The 16,938-nt window shown below is 66.5% G+C and carries 12 protein-coding genes and 1 tRNA gene; 8 read left to right on the top strand and 5 right to left on the bottom strand.

What is annotated here, in order from left to right:
* Window positions 1–12: 12 nt before the first annotated feature.
* A complete protein-coding gene (locus SOM26_RS01165) occupies window positions 13–1,437 on the bottom strand; it encodes a DcaP family trimeric outer membrane transporter (protein ID WP_320450898.1) in 1,425 nt (474 codons plus the stop codon).
* A gap of 165 nt (window positions 1,438–1,602) precedes the next feature.
* On the opposite strand from SOM26_RS01165, the gene acs reads away from it, so the two are divergent.
* From acs to SOM26_RS01145, 4 genes are all read left to right on the top strand, one after another.
* Complete coding sequence (gene acs / locus SOM26_RS01160) at window positions 1,603–3,549, top strand: acetate--CoA ligase (protein ID WP_320450897.1); 1,947 nt, start codon at window positions 1,603–1,605, stop codon at window positions 3,547–3,549.
* Window positions 3,546–4,178: a response regulator gene (locus SOM26_RS01155; RefSeq protein ID WP_320450896.1), complete on the top strand. Its 633-nt coding sequence runs from the start codon at window positions 3,546–3,548 to the stop codon at window positions 4,176–4,178. The genes acs and SOM26_RS01155 overlap by 4 nt, the downstream gene beginning before the upstream one ends.
* Before the next feature lie 368 nt (window positions 4,179–4,546).
* On the top strand, window positions 4,547–6,676 hold the full coding sequence (locus SOM26_RS01150; RefSeq protein ID WP_320450895.1) for a TonB-dependent hemoglobin/transferrin/lactoferrin family receptor: 2,130 nt from the start codon (window positions 4,547–4,549) through the stop codon (window positions 6,674–6,676).
* Between the two features lie 16 nt (window positions 6,677–6,692).
* Window positions 6,693–7,667, top strand: a complete 975-nt coding sequence (locus SOM26_RS01145) for a DUF6607 family protein (RefSeq protein ID WP_320450894.1) — start codon at window positions 6,693–6,695, stop codon at window positions 7,665–7,667.
* Between the two features lie 119 nt (window positions 7,668–7,786).
* Here the strand turns inward: SOM26_RS01145 and SOM26_RS01140 are convergent.
* Window positions 7,787–7,860 (bottom strand) — tRNA-Gly (locus tag SOM26_RS01140).
* Between the two features lie 300 nt (window positions 7,861–8,160).
* Between SOM26_RS01140 and SOM26_RS01135 the strand changes: the two genes are divergently transcribed.
* Window positions 8,161–9,291, top strand: a complete 1,131-nt coding sequence (locus SOM26_RS01135) for a transglutaminase-like cysteine peptidase (RefSeq protein WP_320450893.1) — start codon at window positions 8,161–8,163, stop codon at window positions 9,289–9,291.
* A gap of 56 nt (window positions 9,292–9,347) precedes the next feature.
* Here the strand turns inward: SOM26_RS01135 and SOM26_RS01130 are convergent, their stop codons facing one another.
* Together SOM26_RS01130 and SOM26_RS01125 are read right to left on the bottom strand one after the other, a co-directional pair.
* On the bottom strand, window positions 9,348–10,328 hold the full coding sequence (locus tag SOM26_RS01130; RefSeq protein ID WP_320451259.1) for an SDR family NAD(P)-dependent oxidoreductase: 981 nt from the start codon (window positions 10,326–10,328) through the stop codon (window positions 9,348–9,350).
* A 107-nt stretch (window positions 10,329–10,435) separates the two neighbouring features.
* A complete protein-coding gene (locus SOM26_RS01125; protein WP_320450892.1) occupies window positions 10,436–11,206 on the bottom strand; it encodes a competence/damage-inducible protein A in 771 nt (256 codons plus the stop codon).
* 50 nt (window positions 11,207–11,256) lie between these two features.
* Here SOM26_RS01125 and map point away from each other — a divergent pair, with 50 nt between their 5' ends.
* Together map and SOM26_RS01115 are read left to right on the top strand one after the other, a co-directional pair.
* A complete protein-coding gene (gene map, locus SOM26_RS01120) occupies window positions 11,257–12,084 on the top strand; it encodes a type I methionyl aminopeptidase (RefSeq protein WP_320450891.1) in 828 nt (275 codons plus the stop codon).
* Window positions 12,085–12,091: 7 nt separating this feature from the next.
* The gene (locus tag SOM26_RS01115) at window positions 12,092–13,603 is read left to right on the top strand and encodes an ABC1 kinase family protein (RefSeq protein ID WP_320451258.1); all 1,512 of its coding nucleotides are present in this window, start codon (window positions 12,092–12,094) and stop codon (window positions 13,601–13,603) included.
* A 73-nt stretch (window positions 13,604–13,676) separates the two neighbouring features.
* On the opposite strand, the gene SOM26_RS01110 is transcribed toward SOM26_RS01115, so the two are convergent.
* Window positions 13,677–14,651, bottom strand: coding sequence for a hypothetical protein (locus SOM26_RS01110; RefSeq protein ID WP_320450890.1), 975 nt, complete (start codon window positions 14,649–14,651; stop codon window positions 13,677–13,679).
* A 61-nt stretch (window positions 14,652–14,712) separates the two neighbouring features.
* On the opposite strand from SOM26_RS01110, the gene purL reads away from it, so the two are divergent.
* Window positions 14,713–16,938, top strand: a complete 2,226-nt coding sequence (gene purL, locus SOM26_RS01105; RefSeq protein ID WP_320450889.1) for a phosphoribosylformylglycinamidine synthase subunit PurL — start codon at window positions 14,713–14,715, stop codon at window positions 16,936–16,938.

Raw genomic sequence — 16,938 nt, 5'->3', positions numbered from 1 at the left:
TCCCCCTGGGATCTAGAAGCCGTATTTGATTGCGAATTCGATGCGATCCATGACGCCGTCGTCACCCGACAGCAGTTCGCGGACCGCGCGCCGGTATTCGACGCCGGCATCCATGCCCTTGATCGGCGACCAGAACAGGTTCACCGCGCCGCTATAGGCCTTGGCATTGGCAAGCCCGGTGACCGGCAGGCCGGCGGGATAGTCCGCCGACTGGTAGCTGGCCGAGAATGTCGAGCGCAGCGTATCGGTCCAGCCATGCTTGAGCGCCGCGAAGGCCGCGAAATTGTCGATCCGGGCCAGGCGGTTGTTCGTCGGCGTATAGATCGCGTCGGGAACATAGCCGAGGCCGAGATACCGACCGATCCCCTGGCCATAGGTCGCCATGAAGCGCAGGTCGCTTCGCATGCCGAACGGGATCTTGCCCGAGCCGGAGACGCCCCAGCCGAACGTCGTGTCCTCCAGACCGTTGGTGCTCGTCCGCAGCTCGCGCGCGATGCCCGCCAGCGCGAAATCGCCAAACCTGGCCTTCCAGTTCACGCGAGCGACCATGTCGGGCAACCGGTCCTTGTCGGTATCGACCAGCGCGGGATTGTTCGGCAGCGCGGTTTCGGTCTGCGGATTTTCGGCCGCGACCTGTAGCGTCAGCCCCTGGCCGAGTGGCGCGGTGTACCGGATCAGCGACTGGCGGTTGAACACCGTGCCGTCCAGCGGACCCACGAAATCGGTCGTCTCGGGCAGCACGGCGAGGTTCTGGAACGTCGACCATTCCTGGCCGACCAGCCAGCGGCCATATTCGATGAAGCCCCGGCGGAAGGTCGGGACATAGGGATTGGTCGCGCGCTGCGCCCCGACCGGGGCGGTCGCCAGGGCAAAGTCGAACTCGATCAGCGTCTTGGCGACCTTTCCTGCGACCGGCGTCGCGGTGCTGACCACCAGGCGGGTCTGTCGGCCGGAGAAGAGCAGGTCCCTGCTGGCGAAACCGCCGCCGACCGGGATCTGCTGCGGCAGGTAGAACTCCTTGCCCAGCCCGCCGACCGGCACTTCGCCGTCGTTATAGCGGCTGGAAATGACGTTGAGCCGTACGAAGCCGCCCAGCTTGACGGTCGTGTCGCCGATCCGGAAGCCGTCCGTGGTCGGGGCGGCGGCCAGCGCGCCGACGCTGCTTTCCCGCGCGGCGACGGCCCTGGGGGTCGCGACGTTGGTATTGGGACTGTTACCCGGTGCGTAATCGCCCAGGACCATGGGCGCGGTAACGGGAGGTGGTGCCGCGACGGCCGGGCCTGCGCGCGACGCCGCGAGTTCGGCACGAAGCGAGGCCACCGCGCCCTCAAGCTGCCGGAGCCTTGCCTCCAGATCCGCCTCGCGAGCGGTCTGCGCCTGCGCGGTCGCCGGTATCAGGAAAGCGGCCGCCGCGCCGACCGCGAGACTTCGCGTCATTCCCATATCCGATGTCCTCTCCTGCTCGCCGCCGTCCTTGTATCTTCGACGTGCGTTCGCGGTGCAGATTGGCGGATGGCGCATTCCCCCTCAACATCGACCATGGTCCTAGTCCCCAGCCGATCGGCGACGCGATATCGAGCGCCGCACGAGGAGAGGTCCGTCATGCCGAAAGAGCTGTATCCCGTTCCCGCCGACTGGGCCGCCCGCGACGCGCTCGACGCGCCTGCCCGGGACGCGCTCTACGCCCGCTCGATCGCGGAGCCCGACAATTTCTGGCGCGAGCAGTCTCGTCGTCTGGAATGGATGACGCCCTTTACCGAGGTGAAGGATGTCTCGTTCGACGCGGCGGACTTCCGCATCCGCTGGTTCGCCGACGGGCAGTTGAACGTCGCGGCCAACTGCCTCGATCGTCATCTCGCGACGCGCGGCGACAAGCCGGCCATCATATGGGAAGCCGACGATCCCGCCGAGCCGTCCCGCACGCTGAGCTATGCGCAGCTTCACGCCGAAGTATGCCGTTTCGCCAATGTCCTGAAGGATCAGGGCGTGGCGCGCGGCGACCGGGTGACGCTGTACATGCCGATGATCCCCGAGGCGGCGGTGGCGATGCTGGCCTGCGCGCGGATCGGCGCGGTCCATTCCGTGGTCTTCGGCGGCTTCTCGCCCGACAGCCTTGCGGGGCGGATCAACGACTGTGACAGCCGGCTTGTGATCACCGCCGATGAGGGCCCGCGCGGTGGCAAGCGCGTTCCGCTGAAGGGCAATGTCGACCGCGCGCTGGAGGCCTGTCCGGGCGTGGAACGGGTGATCGTCGTGCGGCGGACGGGCGGTGGTGCCACCATGCGCGATGGCCGCGACATCTGGTATCATGAGGCGATGGCGGACGCCGATCCGGTCTGCCCTCCCGAACCGATGGGCGCGGAAGATCCGCTGTTCATCCTCTATACCAGCGGATCGACCGGCACGCCCAAGGGCGTGCTCCATACCACCGGCGGCTATCTGCTCTGGGCGGCCATGACGCACGCGATGGTGTTCGACGCCCGCGACGACGATACATACTGGTGCGCGGCCGATGTCGGCTGGGTGACCGGGCATAGCTATGTCGTCTATGGCCCGCTCGCCAATGGCATCACCAGCGTGATGTTCGAGGGCGTCCCGACCTGGCCCGACGCGAGCCGCCTGTGGCAGATCGTCGACACCCACCGCGTGACGACATTGTACACCGCGCCCACCGCGATCCGTGCGCTGATGCGTGAAGGGGATGGCTTCGTCACGCGGTCGAGCCGCGCCTCGCTGCGCCTGTTGGGCAGCGTGGGCGAGCCGATCAATCCGGAGGCCTGGGACTGGTATCACCGCGTCGTCGGCGACGGACGTTGCCCGATCATGGACACTTGGTGGCAGACCGAGACTGGCGGCCACATGATCGCGCCCCTGCCCGGCGCGACGCCGCTGAAGCCGGGATCGGCGACGCTGCCGCTACCCGGCGTCAGGCCCGAACTCGTCGATGCCGAGGGGCAGGTGCTGGACGGTGCGACCGAGGGCAATCTCGTCATCGCCGATAGCTGGCCTGGGCAGATGCGCACCGTCTGGGGCGACCATGATCGCTTCTTCCAGACCTATTTCTCGACCTATCCGGGCAAATATTTCACCGGCGATGGCTGTCGCCGCGACGCCGACGGCTATTACTGGATCACCGGACGCGTCGACGACGTCATCAACGTATCGGGTCATCGCATGGGCACCGCCGAAGTCGAGAGCGCGCTGGTCGCCCACCCGAAGGTGGCTGAGGCGGCGGTGGTCGGGATGCCGCACGCGATCAAGGGACAGGGCATCTATGCCTATGTCACGCTGAAGGTCGGCGAGACTGGCGACGAGGCACTACGCCATGACCTCGTCGCCTTCGTGCGGCGCGAGATCGGCCCGATCGCCAGCCCCGACGTCGTGCAATTCGCACCCGGCCTGCCCAAGACCCGCTCGGGCAAGATCATGCGCCGTATCCTGCGCAAGATCGCCGAGGGCGACACGAGCAATCTGGGCGATATTTCCACACTTGCCGATCCGTCCGTGGTGGACGAACTGATAGGAAACAGGCCAGACTTGGCGGCATGAGCCGGACTGTCCTGATCGCCGACGACCATCCCCTCTTCCGCCAGGCGTTGCGCCTCGCGGTGGAGGGCGTGATGGCCGACGCGCGGATCGTCGAGGCCGGGACGCTGGAGGACGCCGAACGCGCCGCCTTGGCGACGGATGGGCTGTCGCTGATCCTGCTCGATCTCAGGATGCCCGGCGCGATCGGCTGTTCGGGCGTGGCGCTGCTCCATGCGTGTCGTCCCGCGACGCCGATCCTGGTCGTCTCCAGCGCCGACCCGGACGGCGCATTCCGCGCCGCGCTGGACTTCGGCGCGGTCGGCTATCTGGGCAAGGACCAGCCGCTGCACGTGATGGAGCAGGCGATCGCAGACGCGGTCGCGGGCCATGTCGCGACCTTCACCGATTCCACGAACCCCCGCCAGGACATGGCCGAGCGCATCGCCTCGCTTGCCCCGATGCAGTTGCGCGTCCTGCTCGGCGTGATCGACGGCAAACTGAACAAGCAGATCGCGCATGATCTCGGCATCAACGAAGCGACGGTGAAGGCCCATATGACCGTCGTGATGCGCAAACTGGGTGTCGCCAACCGCACCCAAGCGACCGCCGCCATGCGCGCATTCGGGGCCGGCCTCGATCCCATAGCCTGACCGATCCGCCCATCGTCGACGAGACGGTCGGTGAACGGGTGATGGCCTTTACGATGGTCGTGAAGGCCGGTGGTTGCACGGGCTTGGGCCGGAAACGGGCTAGGCCAGATCAGTTTGAACCTTCCTCTCTCTGCGAGGGGCAACGGATGAAAGAGATGGCCTGAGCATCGTCTGCTCAGTAGCCAATACTGACGGCATTTCCCCCATCGTCATCCCCGACCTCAACGACACGCTGGCCAATAATGCGATTCATTCGCATAAATTGATTGCGCCATTAGCCGATGCCGCTTAATGCGAATGATAGGCAATAGATAAAGGGGTTGACCATGCTTTTGACGCTGGCCACATTGGCGGCGCTAGGCGGAGCTGTGCGCGACGAAGATACGAGCGGCCAACGCGAAGTCGTCGTGACTGCGACGCGCGCGCCCATCCAGGCGCAGGACGCCCCGGTAACCGTTTCGGTCAAGACGGCCGACGAGATCGCCGACGAACTGGCGACGGATATCAAGGATCTGGTCCGCTTCGAACCCGGCATCAGCGTGCGTCGGGGCCCCACCCGCTTCGGCGCGGCGCAAGGCACGACCGGCCGTGCGGGGAACGAAGGGTTCGTCGTACGCGGCATTGGTGGCAACCGCGTCCTGATCCAGGTCGATGGCGTCCGTGTGCCCTATGGCTTCACCTTCGGCGCGCAGGATGTCGGGCGCGGCGACTATGTCGACCTGGGCTTGATCAAGTCGGTCGAGTTCCTGCGCGGCCCTGCCTCGGCCCTGTATGGCAGCGACGGGCTGGCAGGCGCGGTCAGCTTCACGACCAGCGATCCGGTCGACATCCTCGGCACCAAGTCCTTCGGCGGATCGCTGCGCACTCACTATAATTCGGCGGACGAGGAATATACCCAGTCGGGCGTGGTCGCGGGACGATCGGGCGCGGTGTCGGCGATGCTGGCCTATACCCGTCGCGATTTTGCCGAACTGAAGAACCGGGGCACGGTGGAAGGGACCGGCGTCACCCGCACCGCCCCCAACCCGCAGGAAGGTCAGTCTAACGCGCTGATGGGCAAGCTGGTCTGGGATGTCGCCCCCGGCCAGCGCCTGCGCGCAACCGGCGAGTATCTCGACAACCGGGTCGCGACCGACGTGCTGACCGGCATCAACACCACGGTGGCGGGGTTGCAGGCGCAGGAAACCGGCAAACGCTGGCGCGGTGCGCTTGACTGGACCTATGACGGGGCTGGCCTGGTCCAGTTCGCTCGCGCGGCCGTTTATGTCCAGGATGCCGAAAACCGGCAGTTTACCGCCGAGGACCGCCGGACGCTGGCCGACCGCACCCGGCTCAATACGCTGGAAAACCGCGTCTACGGCGGCTCGGGCGAGGTGCGGCTGGGTTTTGTCACCGGCGGGATCACCCACCGACTGGTGACGGGGGCCGATATCAGCGTGCTGCGGCAGCGGGGCCTGCGCGACGGCACCGTGCCCCCGGCGGGCGAAACCTTTCCGACCCGCGCTTTCCCCAGCACCGACTTCACGCTGGCAGGCGCGTTCATCGGCGACGAGATCGGTCTCGGTCCGCTGACGCTGCACCCGGCGGTGCGCTATGACTGGTATCGCCTGTCGCCCGACCGTGATCCACTGCTCCCGCAATTCACCGGCGCGGGCCAGTCGGCCGACCGGGTCAGCCCGCGTATCGGCGCGGTCCTGAAACTGGCCCCGACGGTGCGGCTGTTCGCCAGCTATGCCCGCGGCTTCCGCGCGCCCGAGCCGGGGCAGATCAACCAGTTCTTCTCCAACCTCGCCTTCGGCTATACCTCGGCCCCCAACCCCAATTTGCGGCCCGAAACCAGCGAGGCGATCGAGGCGGGCCTGCGCCTGAACAGCGAGGCGGTCGACATGTCGGCCAGCGTCTTCCGCGCCGATTACCGCGACTTCATCAGCCAGGAGGTGGTGAGCGGCGGCTTCACCCCGGCCAACCCGGCCGTCTTCCAGTTCATTAATCTCGACCGCGCCAAGGTGAAGGGTGCAGAGGCGAGACTGGAGGCGCGCGCGGGCAACGGCGTGACGGGGCAACTCGCCATCTCCTATGCCGAGGGCGACCAGATCACCCCGAACCGCACGACCCGGCCGCTATCGACCGTCGATCCGCTGAAGCTGGTGATGGGCGTGGGCTGGCGTGAGCCGGGGCAAGGCCGGTTCGGCGGACAGATCATCATGACGCACAGCGCGCGCAAGTCGCTCGGCGACACGACGGGCGTGTGTTCCACCGAATGCTTCCGTCCCGCCGCCTTCACGATCCTGGACGCGACCGTCTTTGCCCGGCTGACCGAGGCGCTGACCTTTCGCGCCGGGATCTTCAACCTGACCGACGCCACCTATGCCTGGTGGTCGGACGTGCGCGGCCTGCCCGTGCCGCGCCCCCTCCCCACCGGTGCCGCCGATGTGCCCCCGGTCGCCTTCACCCAGCCGGGCCGCAACGCCAGCGCCTCGCTGACCCTCCGCTTCTGAAGAAAGGCCAGACATCATGAAGAACCGTTCGATGCTGATCGTCGCGGCGCTCGCGTTGCTGCCCGTGCCTGCGCTGGCCGATGGTCCGGTGAAGCAGACCGCTGCCGAGGCCCAGGCCGCCAAGGCTGCCGACCGTGCCGAGATCCTGGCGATGGCGGGGAATTACAAGGTGCGTTTCGACATGCAGGAGACGACCCCCTGGGCGGCGGGCTACACACCCCTCGACCGCAAGATTTCCGGTGGGAACGAGGTGGTCCGCGTGATCGAGGATACGCCCGACCATATCGCGCTCCAGCACCTGCTGGTCGTCGAGCATGACGGCAAGACCCATGTCATCAAGCATTGGCGTCAGGACTGGGATTACCAGCTGTCCCGCGTGCTGGTCTATGCGGGCCAGGGCAAATGGGTGTGGGAACCGGTGCCCGAGCGGATGCGCGCCGGACGCTGGTCGCAGACAGTCTATCAGGTCGATGACAGCCCGCGCTATGCCGGCTGGGGTCAGTTCGAGGCGCAGGCCGGTGTTCGTCGGTGGCGCTCCAACTGGACCTGGCGCCCGTTGGCGCGTCGCGATGCCGTACGCCATCCGGTCTATGACCGCTACTACGCGATCAACCGCCACCAGCCGACGCCGACCGGCTGGATTCACTGGCAGGACAATACCAAGATGGGCCTGAAGGACGGCAAGCTTGTGCCGATCGTGCAGGAAATGGTGCTCAACACGTATCAGCGGTTCGACGGCTATGACGTGAAGGCCGCCGACGACTATTGGGCGAAGACGAAGGATTACTGGGCCGCCATACGCGCCGCCTGGGCGCGCGTCGCCGACGCCAAGGGCGGCATCGCGATCCCCGAACAGGCCGAAACCGGCACCGTGATCAGCGGCCGCCTGCTGGCGATCGCCGACGACATCCAGGCGGGCAAGACCTCCACCGCCGCCGGAACCGCCGAGGCGACCGCGCTGATCGACCAGCGAACAGGCCCGATCGGCTGAGCAATTCCTTTAGCGCGCATTCCCCGTCTGTCATGCGGCAGGCGGGGGCAAGACGCGTCGGGCGCGCACCGCTCGCTCCCGCAGGGGATGCGGTCGGTTTCGATGGGTCAAGTTTTAAATGGAGCGGGTGAAGGGAATCGAACCCTCGTCGTGAGCTTGGGAAGCTCCTGCTCTACCATTGAGCTACACCCGCAGAGCCTACGGCGAACCGTGGTTTGCTGGCTCTAAGCGGACCGGGCGGGGACTGTCAAGCGATCTGCATGCCCCCCCCCGCTGCCATTCTTGTCGAAGTCGCCAATCAACGGAAACCGCTTAACGGCTCGTAAAGCGTATCCGTTACATAAGCGGCAAACCAAGCTGCGAACTCTCCCCTGTGGTCCGGGCCTTGGTCGGCCGCCCTCCGAAAACTGGTAAACAGCGCTTAAACCTTTCCCCTGAACCGCCGCGCAATGGCTGAGCCGCCACCGTCTCTCTCGATTTCGAGGAGATCGGCATGGTTTCTTTATCTGTTCGAACGACGACCCAGTCCGCGCTGCTAGCGTTGGCGGTGGCGACGTCGTGCGCCACGGGCGCGCAGGCAAAGGATTTGCCCGGTGGCTTCATCCAGCCGGGTCAGGCGACCGCCGCGCCCAGGGGCTTTGTCGAGATGTGCGAGAGTGGGGTGGAGCCCGGCTTCTGCTCCCCGACCCGACCCATCGTGGCCGGGGCCGCGCTGATCACGGCGGGCTTGAGCGATCGCGCGACGCGCGATGCGGCTGGTCCGGTCGGTATGGTCGTGCCCGTGCTGTCGATCGTGACTCCCGTGGCGCTTCCCGTCCTGCGTCCGCGACCCGATTGCCTCGACACCCCGACCGACCCGCGGTTGGAAGTCTCCCGCGGCCTGACTGCCCCGCTCACGCCCCCCCTCGCCCCGAACGTCGAATGCTCCGCTCGCGTCTTCGCCGAGACCGGCGCGTCGTGGCAGCGCTTCACGCCGCCCGCCCTCGTCGCGGCGGTCGCGTGGCGCAAGGATGGGCCGTCCCTGACGACCGGGTCCCGGGACATGATTGCGCCCAGAACCGTGAACGCGGCCCTTTGGGTGCAAGATGGCCCATGTACGCCGAGTGCCGTGGCGAGCATGCTGCTGTCGATGACGACGCAGCTCTGCTCCTTCTCCCTGCCCGACGCTCCCCCGCCTGTCGTCCAGCCGCCAACGGCCGAAGCGAAGCCGACCGCGCTCCCCGAATCCGCGTTGAAGGCCCTGTTGAAGCAGGTGAACCATCATGTGAACAGCCGCGTGCGGCAGCGCACCGACGCCGAAATCTACGGCGTGGGCGAGTTGTGGCGGCGCAGCGGCGACGGCAAGGGCGCGGTCGGCGATTGCGAGGACCTGGCGATCGAGAAGCGCGCGGAATTGATCGACGGAGGTTTCCCGCCTGATCGGCTGGCCTTCGCGGTCGTCTATTCGCGCGCGTCGGGCTTGCACACGGTGCTGGTCGCACGGACCGATGTCGAGGATGTCGTCCTCGATGGCCGCTCACCCTATGTCGTGGGGTGGACCAAGGCACCGTATAGCTGGCTCAGCGTCCAGTCGATGCACGATCCGATGCTCTGGTATGCGCCCGATCGCGCGCAAACCGCCTGAGCGTGGAGAAGGTCCGGACGGCGGACGGACGTACCGCCGCCCCCGGACCGGTGCCATCAGATGCGGTAATGATCCCTGTACCAACGGGCAAAGCGTCCCAGCCCCTCGTCCAGCCGCACCTGCGGGTCATAGCCCGTCAGCGCGTTCAGCCTGGACACATCGGCATAGGTGGCGGTCACGTCACCGGGCTGCATCGGCTTCATGATCTTCAACGCTTCGCGCCCGATCGCCTTTTCCAGCGTCGCGATCATCTCCATCAGGCCGACCGGATGGCTGCCGCCGATGTTGAACAGCCGGTGATCGCCGCGCGACGGCGGCCGATCGAGCGCACCGACGATCCCGTCGACGATATCGTCGATATAGGTGAAGTCGCGCGCCATCCGGCCACCGCCGAAGACCTCGATCGGCTCGCCGCCCAGGATTTTTCGGGTGAACGAGAAATAGGCCATGTCCGGCCGACCCCAGGGGCCATAGACGGTGAAGAAACGCAGCCCCGTCTGCGGAAAGCCGAACAGCGCGGCATAGGACTGGCTCATCAACTCGCAGGCGCGCTTGGTCGCGGCGTAGAGCGAGACGGGAGACACCGACGGTTCGTCCTCGCGAAAGCCCGCCCCGCCCATCGGCTTGTCGCCATAGACCGAGCTGGACGAGGCATAGACCAGATGCTCGAACCCCGGCTGGTGGCGGCATGCCTCCAGGACCGCGAGATGCCCGGCGGTGTTGGAGCGTTCATAGGCAAAGGGATTGTCGATGCTGTGCCGCACCCCGGCCTGTGCCGCGAGGTGGACGACGCGCGTGATGCCGTGATCGGCGACCAGTGCGCGGACCGCGCCTGCATCGGCGATGTCCATGCGGTGGAACGAGAACCGATCCTGCCCGGCCAAGGTCGCAAGCCGCGCTTCCTTCAACGCCGGGTCGTAATAGTCGTTGACGATGTCGACGCCGATCACCGTCTCGCCACGCTGAAGCAGACGATGCGCCGTGGCGTGACCGATGAAACCAGCGGCACCGGTGACGAGAACAGGCGTCCCGGCCATGGTCAGCGGACTTTCGTCATCAAAACGCACTTTCCTTCGCGGTACGGCTTCAAAGGGGGGCAGCCCGTCGTCCTATCGCGCAAATGCTAAGGAAGGCTTCCCGCCCGTCAGATGCCGCCCTGCGCGACGTGATGCCCCAGCGCCTCGAGCGCGACGGTCAGGTCGTGCAGGCACGCCTCGACCATGACCGCATCGGGACTGCGCACCACGAAATTGGCGCCGGTGCGACCTTCGCGGAAAAAGGGATAGCTGCCGATCGCGACGCCCTCATGCGACTTTTCGGCCGAGCGCAGCAATTCAGCGACCTCGCTTTCGCCGACCCAGCAACCGATGGTGCCGGATACGACCGGACGCCCCCCCTCCAGCGTACCGGTCAGCGCGTCGAGCATCCCCGCCGTGATGTGCGGCACCCCCGCCATGATGAAGATGTTCGCGATGTGGATGCCCGGCGCGCCCGACACGCGATTGGCGATCAACGACGCCCCCTCCGGCGTGCGCGCCATCCGCGCCCGCGCCGGGGTCACACCCCCGCGATCAACATAATAATGGTCCAGGATCGCCCGCGCCTCGGCGTGCTCGATCACGGGCACATCCAGCGCCTCGGCAATCGCATCGACGGTGATGTCGTCATGCGTCGGTCCGATACCGCCGGTCGTGAAGAGATAGTCGTTGCGTGCCCTGAGCGTATTCACCGCCTCGACGATCGCCTCCGTCCGGTCCGCCACCACACGCACTTCGGCCAGGCGGATACCCTGGACGTTGAGCCAGGTCGCGACCTGCGCGACATTCTTGTCCTGGGTACGGCCCGACAGGATTTCGTCGCCGATCACGACCAGTGCGGCGGTCCAGATACGCTCGGGGGTGGCAGCGGATGTCATGGCGTGGACATAGCCTCGCATAATCGGACACGCCACGCTATATCGCCGCCATGACCGATTATGTGACCGTTTCCGCCGACGCGCCCCAGGGGCGGACCGGCGCGATCAAGCTCTGGGGCCGCGAAGCCTTTGACGGCATGCACAAGGCGGGCCGTCTGGCCGCCGAGACGCTCGACATGCTGGTGCCGCACATGGTGCCAGGCGTGTCGACCGCCGAGATCAACCGGCTGGTCCATGAATTCATCGCCGAGCGTGGCGGGGTCCCGGCGACGCTGGGTTATCGCGGTTACGCGCATTCGACCTGCATTTCGATCAATCATGTCGTCTGCCACGGCATTCCGTCCGACAAGGCTTTGAAGTCGGGCGATATCGTCAATGTCGACGTGACCCCGATCGTCGATGGCTGGCACGGCGACACCAGCCGCATGTACCTGATCGGCGACGTTCCGCTAAAGGCGCGCAAGCTGGTCGAAGTGACCTATGAATGCCTGATGCTGGGCATCGAGCAGGCGCGGCCCGGCAACCATATGGGCGACGTCGCCAACGCGATTCAGCGTCACGCCGAAAAGCATCGTTACGGTGTGGTCCGCGATTTCTGCGGCCACGGCCTGGGCCTGCTGTTCCACGACGCGCCCGAGGTCGTCCATGTCGGCCGCCCCGGCACCGGCCCGGAGTTGAAGCCCGGCATGATCTTCACCATCGAACCGATGATCAACATCGGCCGTCCGGACGTGAAGCTGCTCGACGATGGCTGGACGGCGGTGACGCGCGACCGTTCGCTGTCGGCACAGTTCGAACATTCGATCGGCATCACCGAAGAGGGTTGCGAGATCTTCACGCTCAGCCTGGCGGGCTTTACCCAACCGCCCTACGCCTGAGGCCATGGTGCTGGGCGCGATCCGGGTGGCGGCACGCGACCGCAGCCGCCTGGCCGAGGTCATCGCGACCGCGTCGCGCTTCGGCCTCGACGTGCTGCTCGCACGGTGGGGACTGAACCCGGCACGGCATGACGCCGACGCGCTGCCCTTCGACCTGCCTGCGCGCGCGCGCCAGGCCATGGAGGCGCTGGGGCCAGTCTGGGTAAAGCTGGGCCAGATCCTGGCGACCCGCGCGGACCTGTTGCCGCCCGACTGGATCGCCGAGCTGGAGCGGCTGCACAGCGAGGCCCCCCGCCTGCCCTTCGACGCGTTGCGAGAACAGGTGGAGGAGGCGCTCGGCGAATCACCCGAAACCGCCTTCGCCCAGTTCGATACCGAGCCGCTGGCCGCCGCCTCGATCGCGCAGGTCCACCGTGCCGCGCTCGCCGACGGGACCGAGGTCGTCCTGAAGATCCGCCGCCCGGGCGTCCGTGCGATCATGCAGGCCGATTTACGGCTGCTTACCCAGTTGGCGGCCATGGTCGAGGCGACGAATGCCGAGGCTCGCCGATACGGCGTCGCACGTATGGTGCGCGAGCTGGGCCGCGACATCCTCGAAGAATTGGACTTCACCAACGAGGGGCGGAACGCCGACCGCCTGCGCGAGGATTTCGCCGGCGATCCGCGCGTCATCGTCCCGGCCATTCACTGGCCACAGTCGTCCGAAACGCTGCTGGTCATGGACTTCATCGCGGGCGTACCGCCGCGCAACGCAGATGATCTGCGCGCGGCCGGAATCGACCCGGCCGCGATCGCGGCGGCGGGTGCAGACATCGTGCTCGACATGACGCTGATCAACGGGCGATTCCATGGTGATCCGCACCCCGGCAATCTGTTGTGCCTGCCGGGCAATCGCATCGCGATGCTCGACCTCGGGCTGATCGGTCACGTTTCTCCACGACGGCGCGAGGAGGTGATCGCGTTCACCCAATCGATCGCCAATAGCGACCCCGTGCTTTTGGCGGATACGTTGAAGAGCTGGTCGCAAACCGATGATATTGCATCCGAACGTTTTCAGGTCGTCGCCGAGCGGCTGGTCGCCCGACATGGTGGCGGCACGTTGCAACTGGCCGCGATCCTGGGCGATATCTTTCCCATCCTGGGCGAGGAGCGCATCGTCCTGCAGCCCGACATGCTGCTGCTGTTCAAGGCGCTGATCACCATCGACGGCGTGCTGAGCGGTATACAGCCCGATTTCGACCTGTCCGCCGCGCTCCGTCGGGCAAGCGTACGGATCGTCGAGGCACGGCTGTCACCTGATCGCTGGACGAAGCGCGCGACCGCGCTGGCGTTGGAGCTTGATCGGCTGGGCGACGACCTGCCCCGTCTGATCCGCGCGACGACCCGCAAGCTGGAGAGCGAAAGCCCCGCGGTGTCCACCACCGGCATCGAGGCCGCGATCCGCACGGGCGCGGGCTGGATCGCGGGCGCATTGGCGCTGTCGGGTGTGGCGATCGCGGTCGCGATGCGGCTGGGTTAGAGCCGATCGACATTCAGGCGCTCCCGCTAAATTCCTCCCCTGACAGGGGAAGTCAAATGAATGTCGACTGCCCCTAGTCCAGCCTCTTCAACTGCTCCCCCATGCCGAAGGGTCGGCGGCGATATTCGGACCGCCAATCGACGCTGGCCTGCTCCAGCATCTCCGCTTCCATGGCACCATAGACGTAGAACGCATTGCGTTTCCACATTTTCAGCCCCTGATCGCGGATAGCCTTGAGGCTTGTCGAAAGGCCGGTCCAATAGTCGCGGCCATGGGCGCGCATCGCCGCATCACCTTGGCGGGCGAGCGTCAGTTCGGTCCAGCGCGCGACGCCCTCCTGCCCCACCTGAAACTCGTAATAGCGCCGGTCGGCCTCGCTCACCCTGGCCAGCGCCGCGTCGCGTGCGACGACATAGGCCTTGGTCGCCAAGCGCCGGTCGGCGGGCGACTTGGCATGAAGGAACGCCAACCCCGCCTCCCCCATCGTCCGAAACGCTGCCCCGACATTCGGATCGGCATAGGGAAAGGGATGGTTGAGCATCCAGCTGCCATCGCTTCCTTGCGCCAGACCAAGCGCGGCCACGGCCTGCGCATAACCCGGCAGATGCGACTGATAGAGGTGGAAGGCCTCGTGGAGAACCGTGGCCTTCCAATAGGCCGGGGTCATTTCCAGCGCCTTGGGATAGCCGATCGCGATCGTCTGCCCGCCGGGAAAGAAATCCGCCGATGCCGCCAGATCCACCGCCATTTGCCGCGCGCGGCTCTGCAAGGCGCATCCGGTCAGAGGATCGCGCCCGGCGGGGATGAAGCCCTTGACCATGCCGTGGCAGAACAACGTCTCGCGCTTCGGCCCGATCAGCAGCAGGTCCAGGGAAACCTGCGCGAACCCCGGCCACATCCGATTGCCTGCGCCGCGATAGAGCGTCCGGACCTCACGCAGCATCGCCCGTTCGGGTTTGGGCGGCAGCGAAGCACCCGCCAGAGCCGCGCCCATCATCATCGTCAGGATCATCGCGTCGTCCCCCGCCTGTCGTCCCGTGCCGATCATGGCGCATCAATCCCAACACCGATAGTGACGAAGCCGCGACACCACGTTAAAGGCGCGGGCCATGACCGAGATCACGCCCCAGATCGTCGCCGACCACGGCCTGTCCGAAGAAGAGTATCAGCGCGTCCTGACCGCGCTGGGCCGTGAGCCCAACATGGTGGAACTCGGCATCTTCTCGGTCATGTGGTCCGAGCATTGCAGCTATAAATCGAGCCGCATCCACCTGAAGAAGCTGCCCACCGAAGGGCCGCAGGTCATCTGCGGTCCCGGCGAGAATGCGGGCGTCATCGATATCGGTGACGGCCAGGCGGCGATCTTCAAGATGGAGAGCCATAACCACCCGTCCTATATCGAACCCTATCAGGGTGCGGCGACGGGCGTCGGCGGCATCCTGCGCGACGTGTTCACCATGGGTGCGCGGCCGGTCGCGAACCTGAACGCGCTACGCTTCGGCCGTCCCGACCATCCCAAGATGCGCCACCTGATCTCCGGCGTGGTCCACGGCATCGGCGGTTACGGCAACTGCGTCGGCGTGCCGACCGTGGGCGGCGAGGTGAATTTCCACCCGGCCTATGACGGCAACATCCTGGTCAATGCGATGACCGTCGGCGTCGCCGATCAGGACAAGATCTTCTATTCGGCCGCCAGCGGCGTCGGCAATCCGATCGTCTATGTCGGCTCGAAGACCGGCCGCGACGGCATCCACGGCGCGACCATGGCCTCGGCCGATTTCGGCGAGGATGCCGACGCCAAGCGCCCGACCGTGCAGGTCGGCGACCCCTTCACCGAAAAGCTGCTGATCGAGGCGTGCCTCGAACTCATGGCGTCGGACGCGATCGTCGCGATCCAGGACATGGGCGCGGCGGGCCTGACCTCTTCGTCGGTCGAGATGGCGTCCAAGGGCGGCGTCGGCATCGAACTGATCATGGACGATGTGCCCCAGCGCGAAGAGGGCATGACGCCTTACGAGATGATGCTGTCGGAGAGCCAGGAGCGTATGCTCATGGTCCTGAAGCCCGGCCGCGAGGACTTCGCCGAGGCGATCTTCCGCAAGTGGGAGCTGGACTTCGCGGTGATCGGTCACGTCACCGAGACCGGCCGCATGGTCCTGCGCCACAAGGGCGAGATCGTGTGCGACATTCCACTCGGCCCCCTGGCCGACGATGCCCCACTCTACGACCGCCCGCATGTCCCGACCGAGGTTCCGGCCGCGATCGCTTCCCCCGGTTGCCAGGACCCGGCGGTGGACCTGCTGAAGCTCATGGGTTCCCCCGACATCGCCTCGCGCCGGTGGATCTGGGAACAATATGACCACATGGTCGGTGGCGACACGGTGCAGCGCCCCGGTGGCGACGCCGCCGTCGTCCGTGTCCACGGCACGCAAAAGGGGCTCGCGATGAGCACCGATTGCACGCCGCGCTATTGCTATGCCGATCCGGTCACCGGCGGGATGCAGGCGGTGGTCGAGACGTGGCGCAACATCACGGCGGTCGGTGCCAAGCCGCTGGCCATCACCAACTGCCTGAACTTCGCCAATCCGCAGCGCCCAGAGATCATGGGCCAGATCGTCGGTTGCCTGGAGGGCATGAGCCTGGCGTGCCGCGCACTCGACTATCCGATCGTGTCGGGCAACGTCTCGCTGTACAACGAATCCAAGGCGACCGGCGGCGGCTCGGCGATCCTGCCGACCCCGGCGATCGGCGGCGTCGGCCTGATGGCCGACTGGTCCAAGTCGGCGACCATCGCCTTCAAGGGCACCGGCGACGTCATCGTCCTGATCGGTAGCCCCAAGGGCGAGATTGGCCAGTCGCTGTGGCTCCGCGAAGTCCATGGGATCGAAGGCCGCGACGCCGGTCCGCCCCCCTCGATCGACCTGGATGCCGAGCGTCGCACCGGCGACCTGGTGCGCGACGCGATCACCGCCGGACACCTGACGGCCGTGCACGACGTGTCCGACGGCGGCATCGCGGTGACCCTCGCCGAGATGGCGCTGGCCGGTAATATCGGGGCACTGGTCCAGTTCCCGGAAACGGGCGAGGCTTGCCGCCAGCTCTTCGCCGAGGACCAGGGTCTGTACATCGCCACGGTCGAGGACACCGCGCTCATGGACTTCCTGGCGAACGCGCATCAGGCGGGCGTCGAAGTCGAGCGGATCGGTCGCACCGCGGGTGCGCGCCTGATCTTCGAGCGCGAGGACGGCGATTTCGTCGTGCCGCTCGACGAACTGCGCCGCGCGCATGAGGGCTTCTTCCCCACGCTGATGGGTGCGGACGCCGCGCTGGCCTGA

Source organism: Sphingomonas sp. CFBP8993 (assembly GCF_034044895.1).
GTDB lineage: Bacteria > Pseudomonadota > Alphaproteobacteria > Sphingomonadales > Sphingomonadaceae > Sphingomonas.
This window is presented reverse-complemented; position numbering and strand designations above follow the sequence as displayed.

Excerpts from the sequence above, each read along its gene's own strand:
- SOM26_RS01165 (WP_320450898.1), bottom strand. The coding sequence starts at position 1,437 with ATGACGCGAAGTCTCGCGGTCGGCGCGGCGGCCGCTTTCCTGATACCG.
- acs (WP_320450897.1), top strand. The coding sequence starts at position 1,603 with ATGCCGAAAGAGCTGTATCCCGTTCCCGCCGACTGGGCCGCCCGCGAC.
- SOM26_RS01155 (WP_320450896.1), top strand. The coding sequence starts at position 3,546 with ATGAGCCGGACTGTCCTGATCGCCGACGACCATCCCCTCTTCCGCCAG.
- SOM26_RS01145 (WP_320450894.1), top strand. The coding sequence starts at position 6,693 with ATGAAGAACCGTTCGATGCTGATCGTCGCGGCGCTCGCGTTGCTGCCC.
- SOM26_RS01135 (WP_320450893.1), top strand. The coding sequence starts at position 8,161 with ATGGTTTCTTTATCTGTTCGAACGACGACCCAGTCCGCGCTGCTAGCG.
- SOM26_RS01130 (WP_320451259.1), bottom strand. The coding sequence starts at position 10,328 with ATGGCCGGGACGCCTGTTCTCGTCACCGGTGCCGCTGGTTTCATCGGT.
- SOM26_RS01125 (WP_320450892.1), bottom strand. The coding sequence starts at position 11,206 with ATGACATCCGCTGCCACCCCCGAGCGTATCTGGACCGCCGCACTGGTC.
- map (WP_320450891.1), top strand. The coding sequence starts at position 11,257 with ATGACCGATTATGTGACCGTTTCCGCCGACGCGCCCCAGGGGCGGACC.
- SOM26_RS01110 (WP_320450890.1), bottom strand. The coding sequence starts at position 14,651 with ATGATCGGCACGGGACGACAGGCGGGGGACGACGCGATGATCCTGACG.
- purL (WP_320450889.1), top strand. The coding sequence starts at position 14,713 with ATGACCGAGATCACGCCCCAGATCGTCGCCGACCACGGCCTGTCCGAA.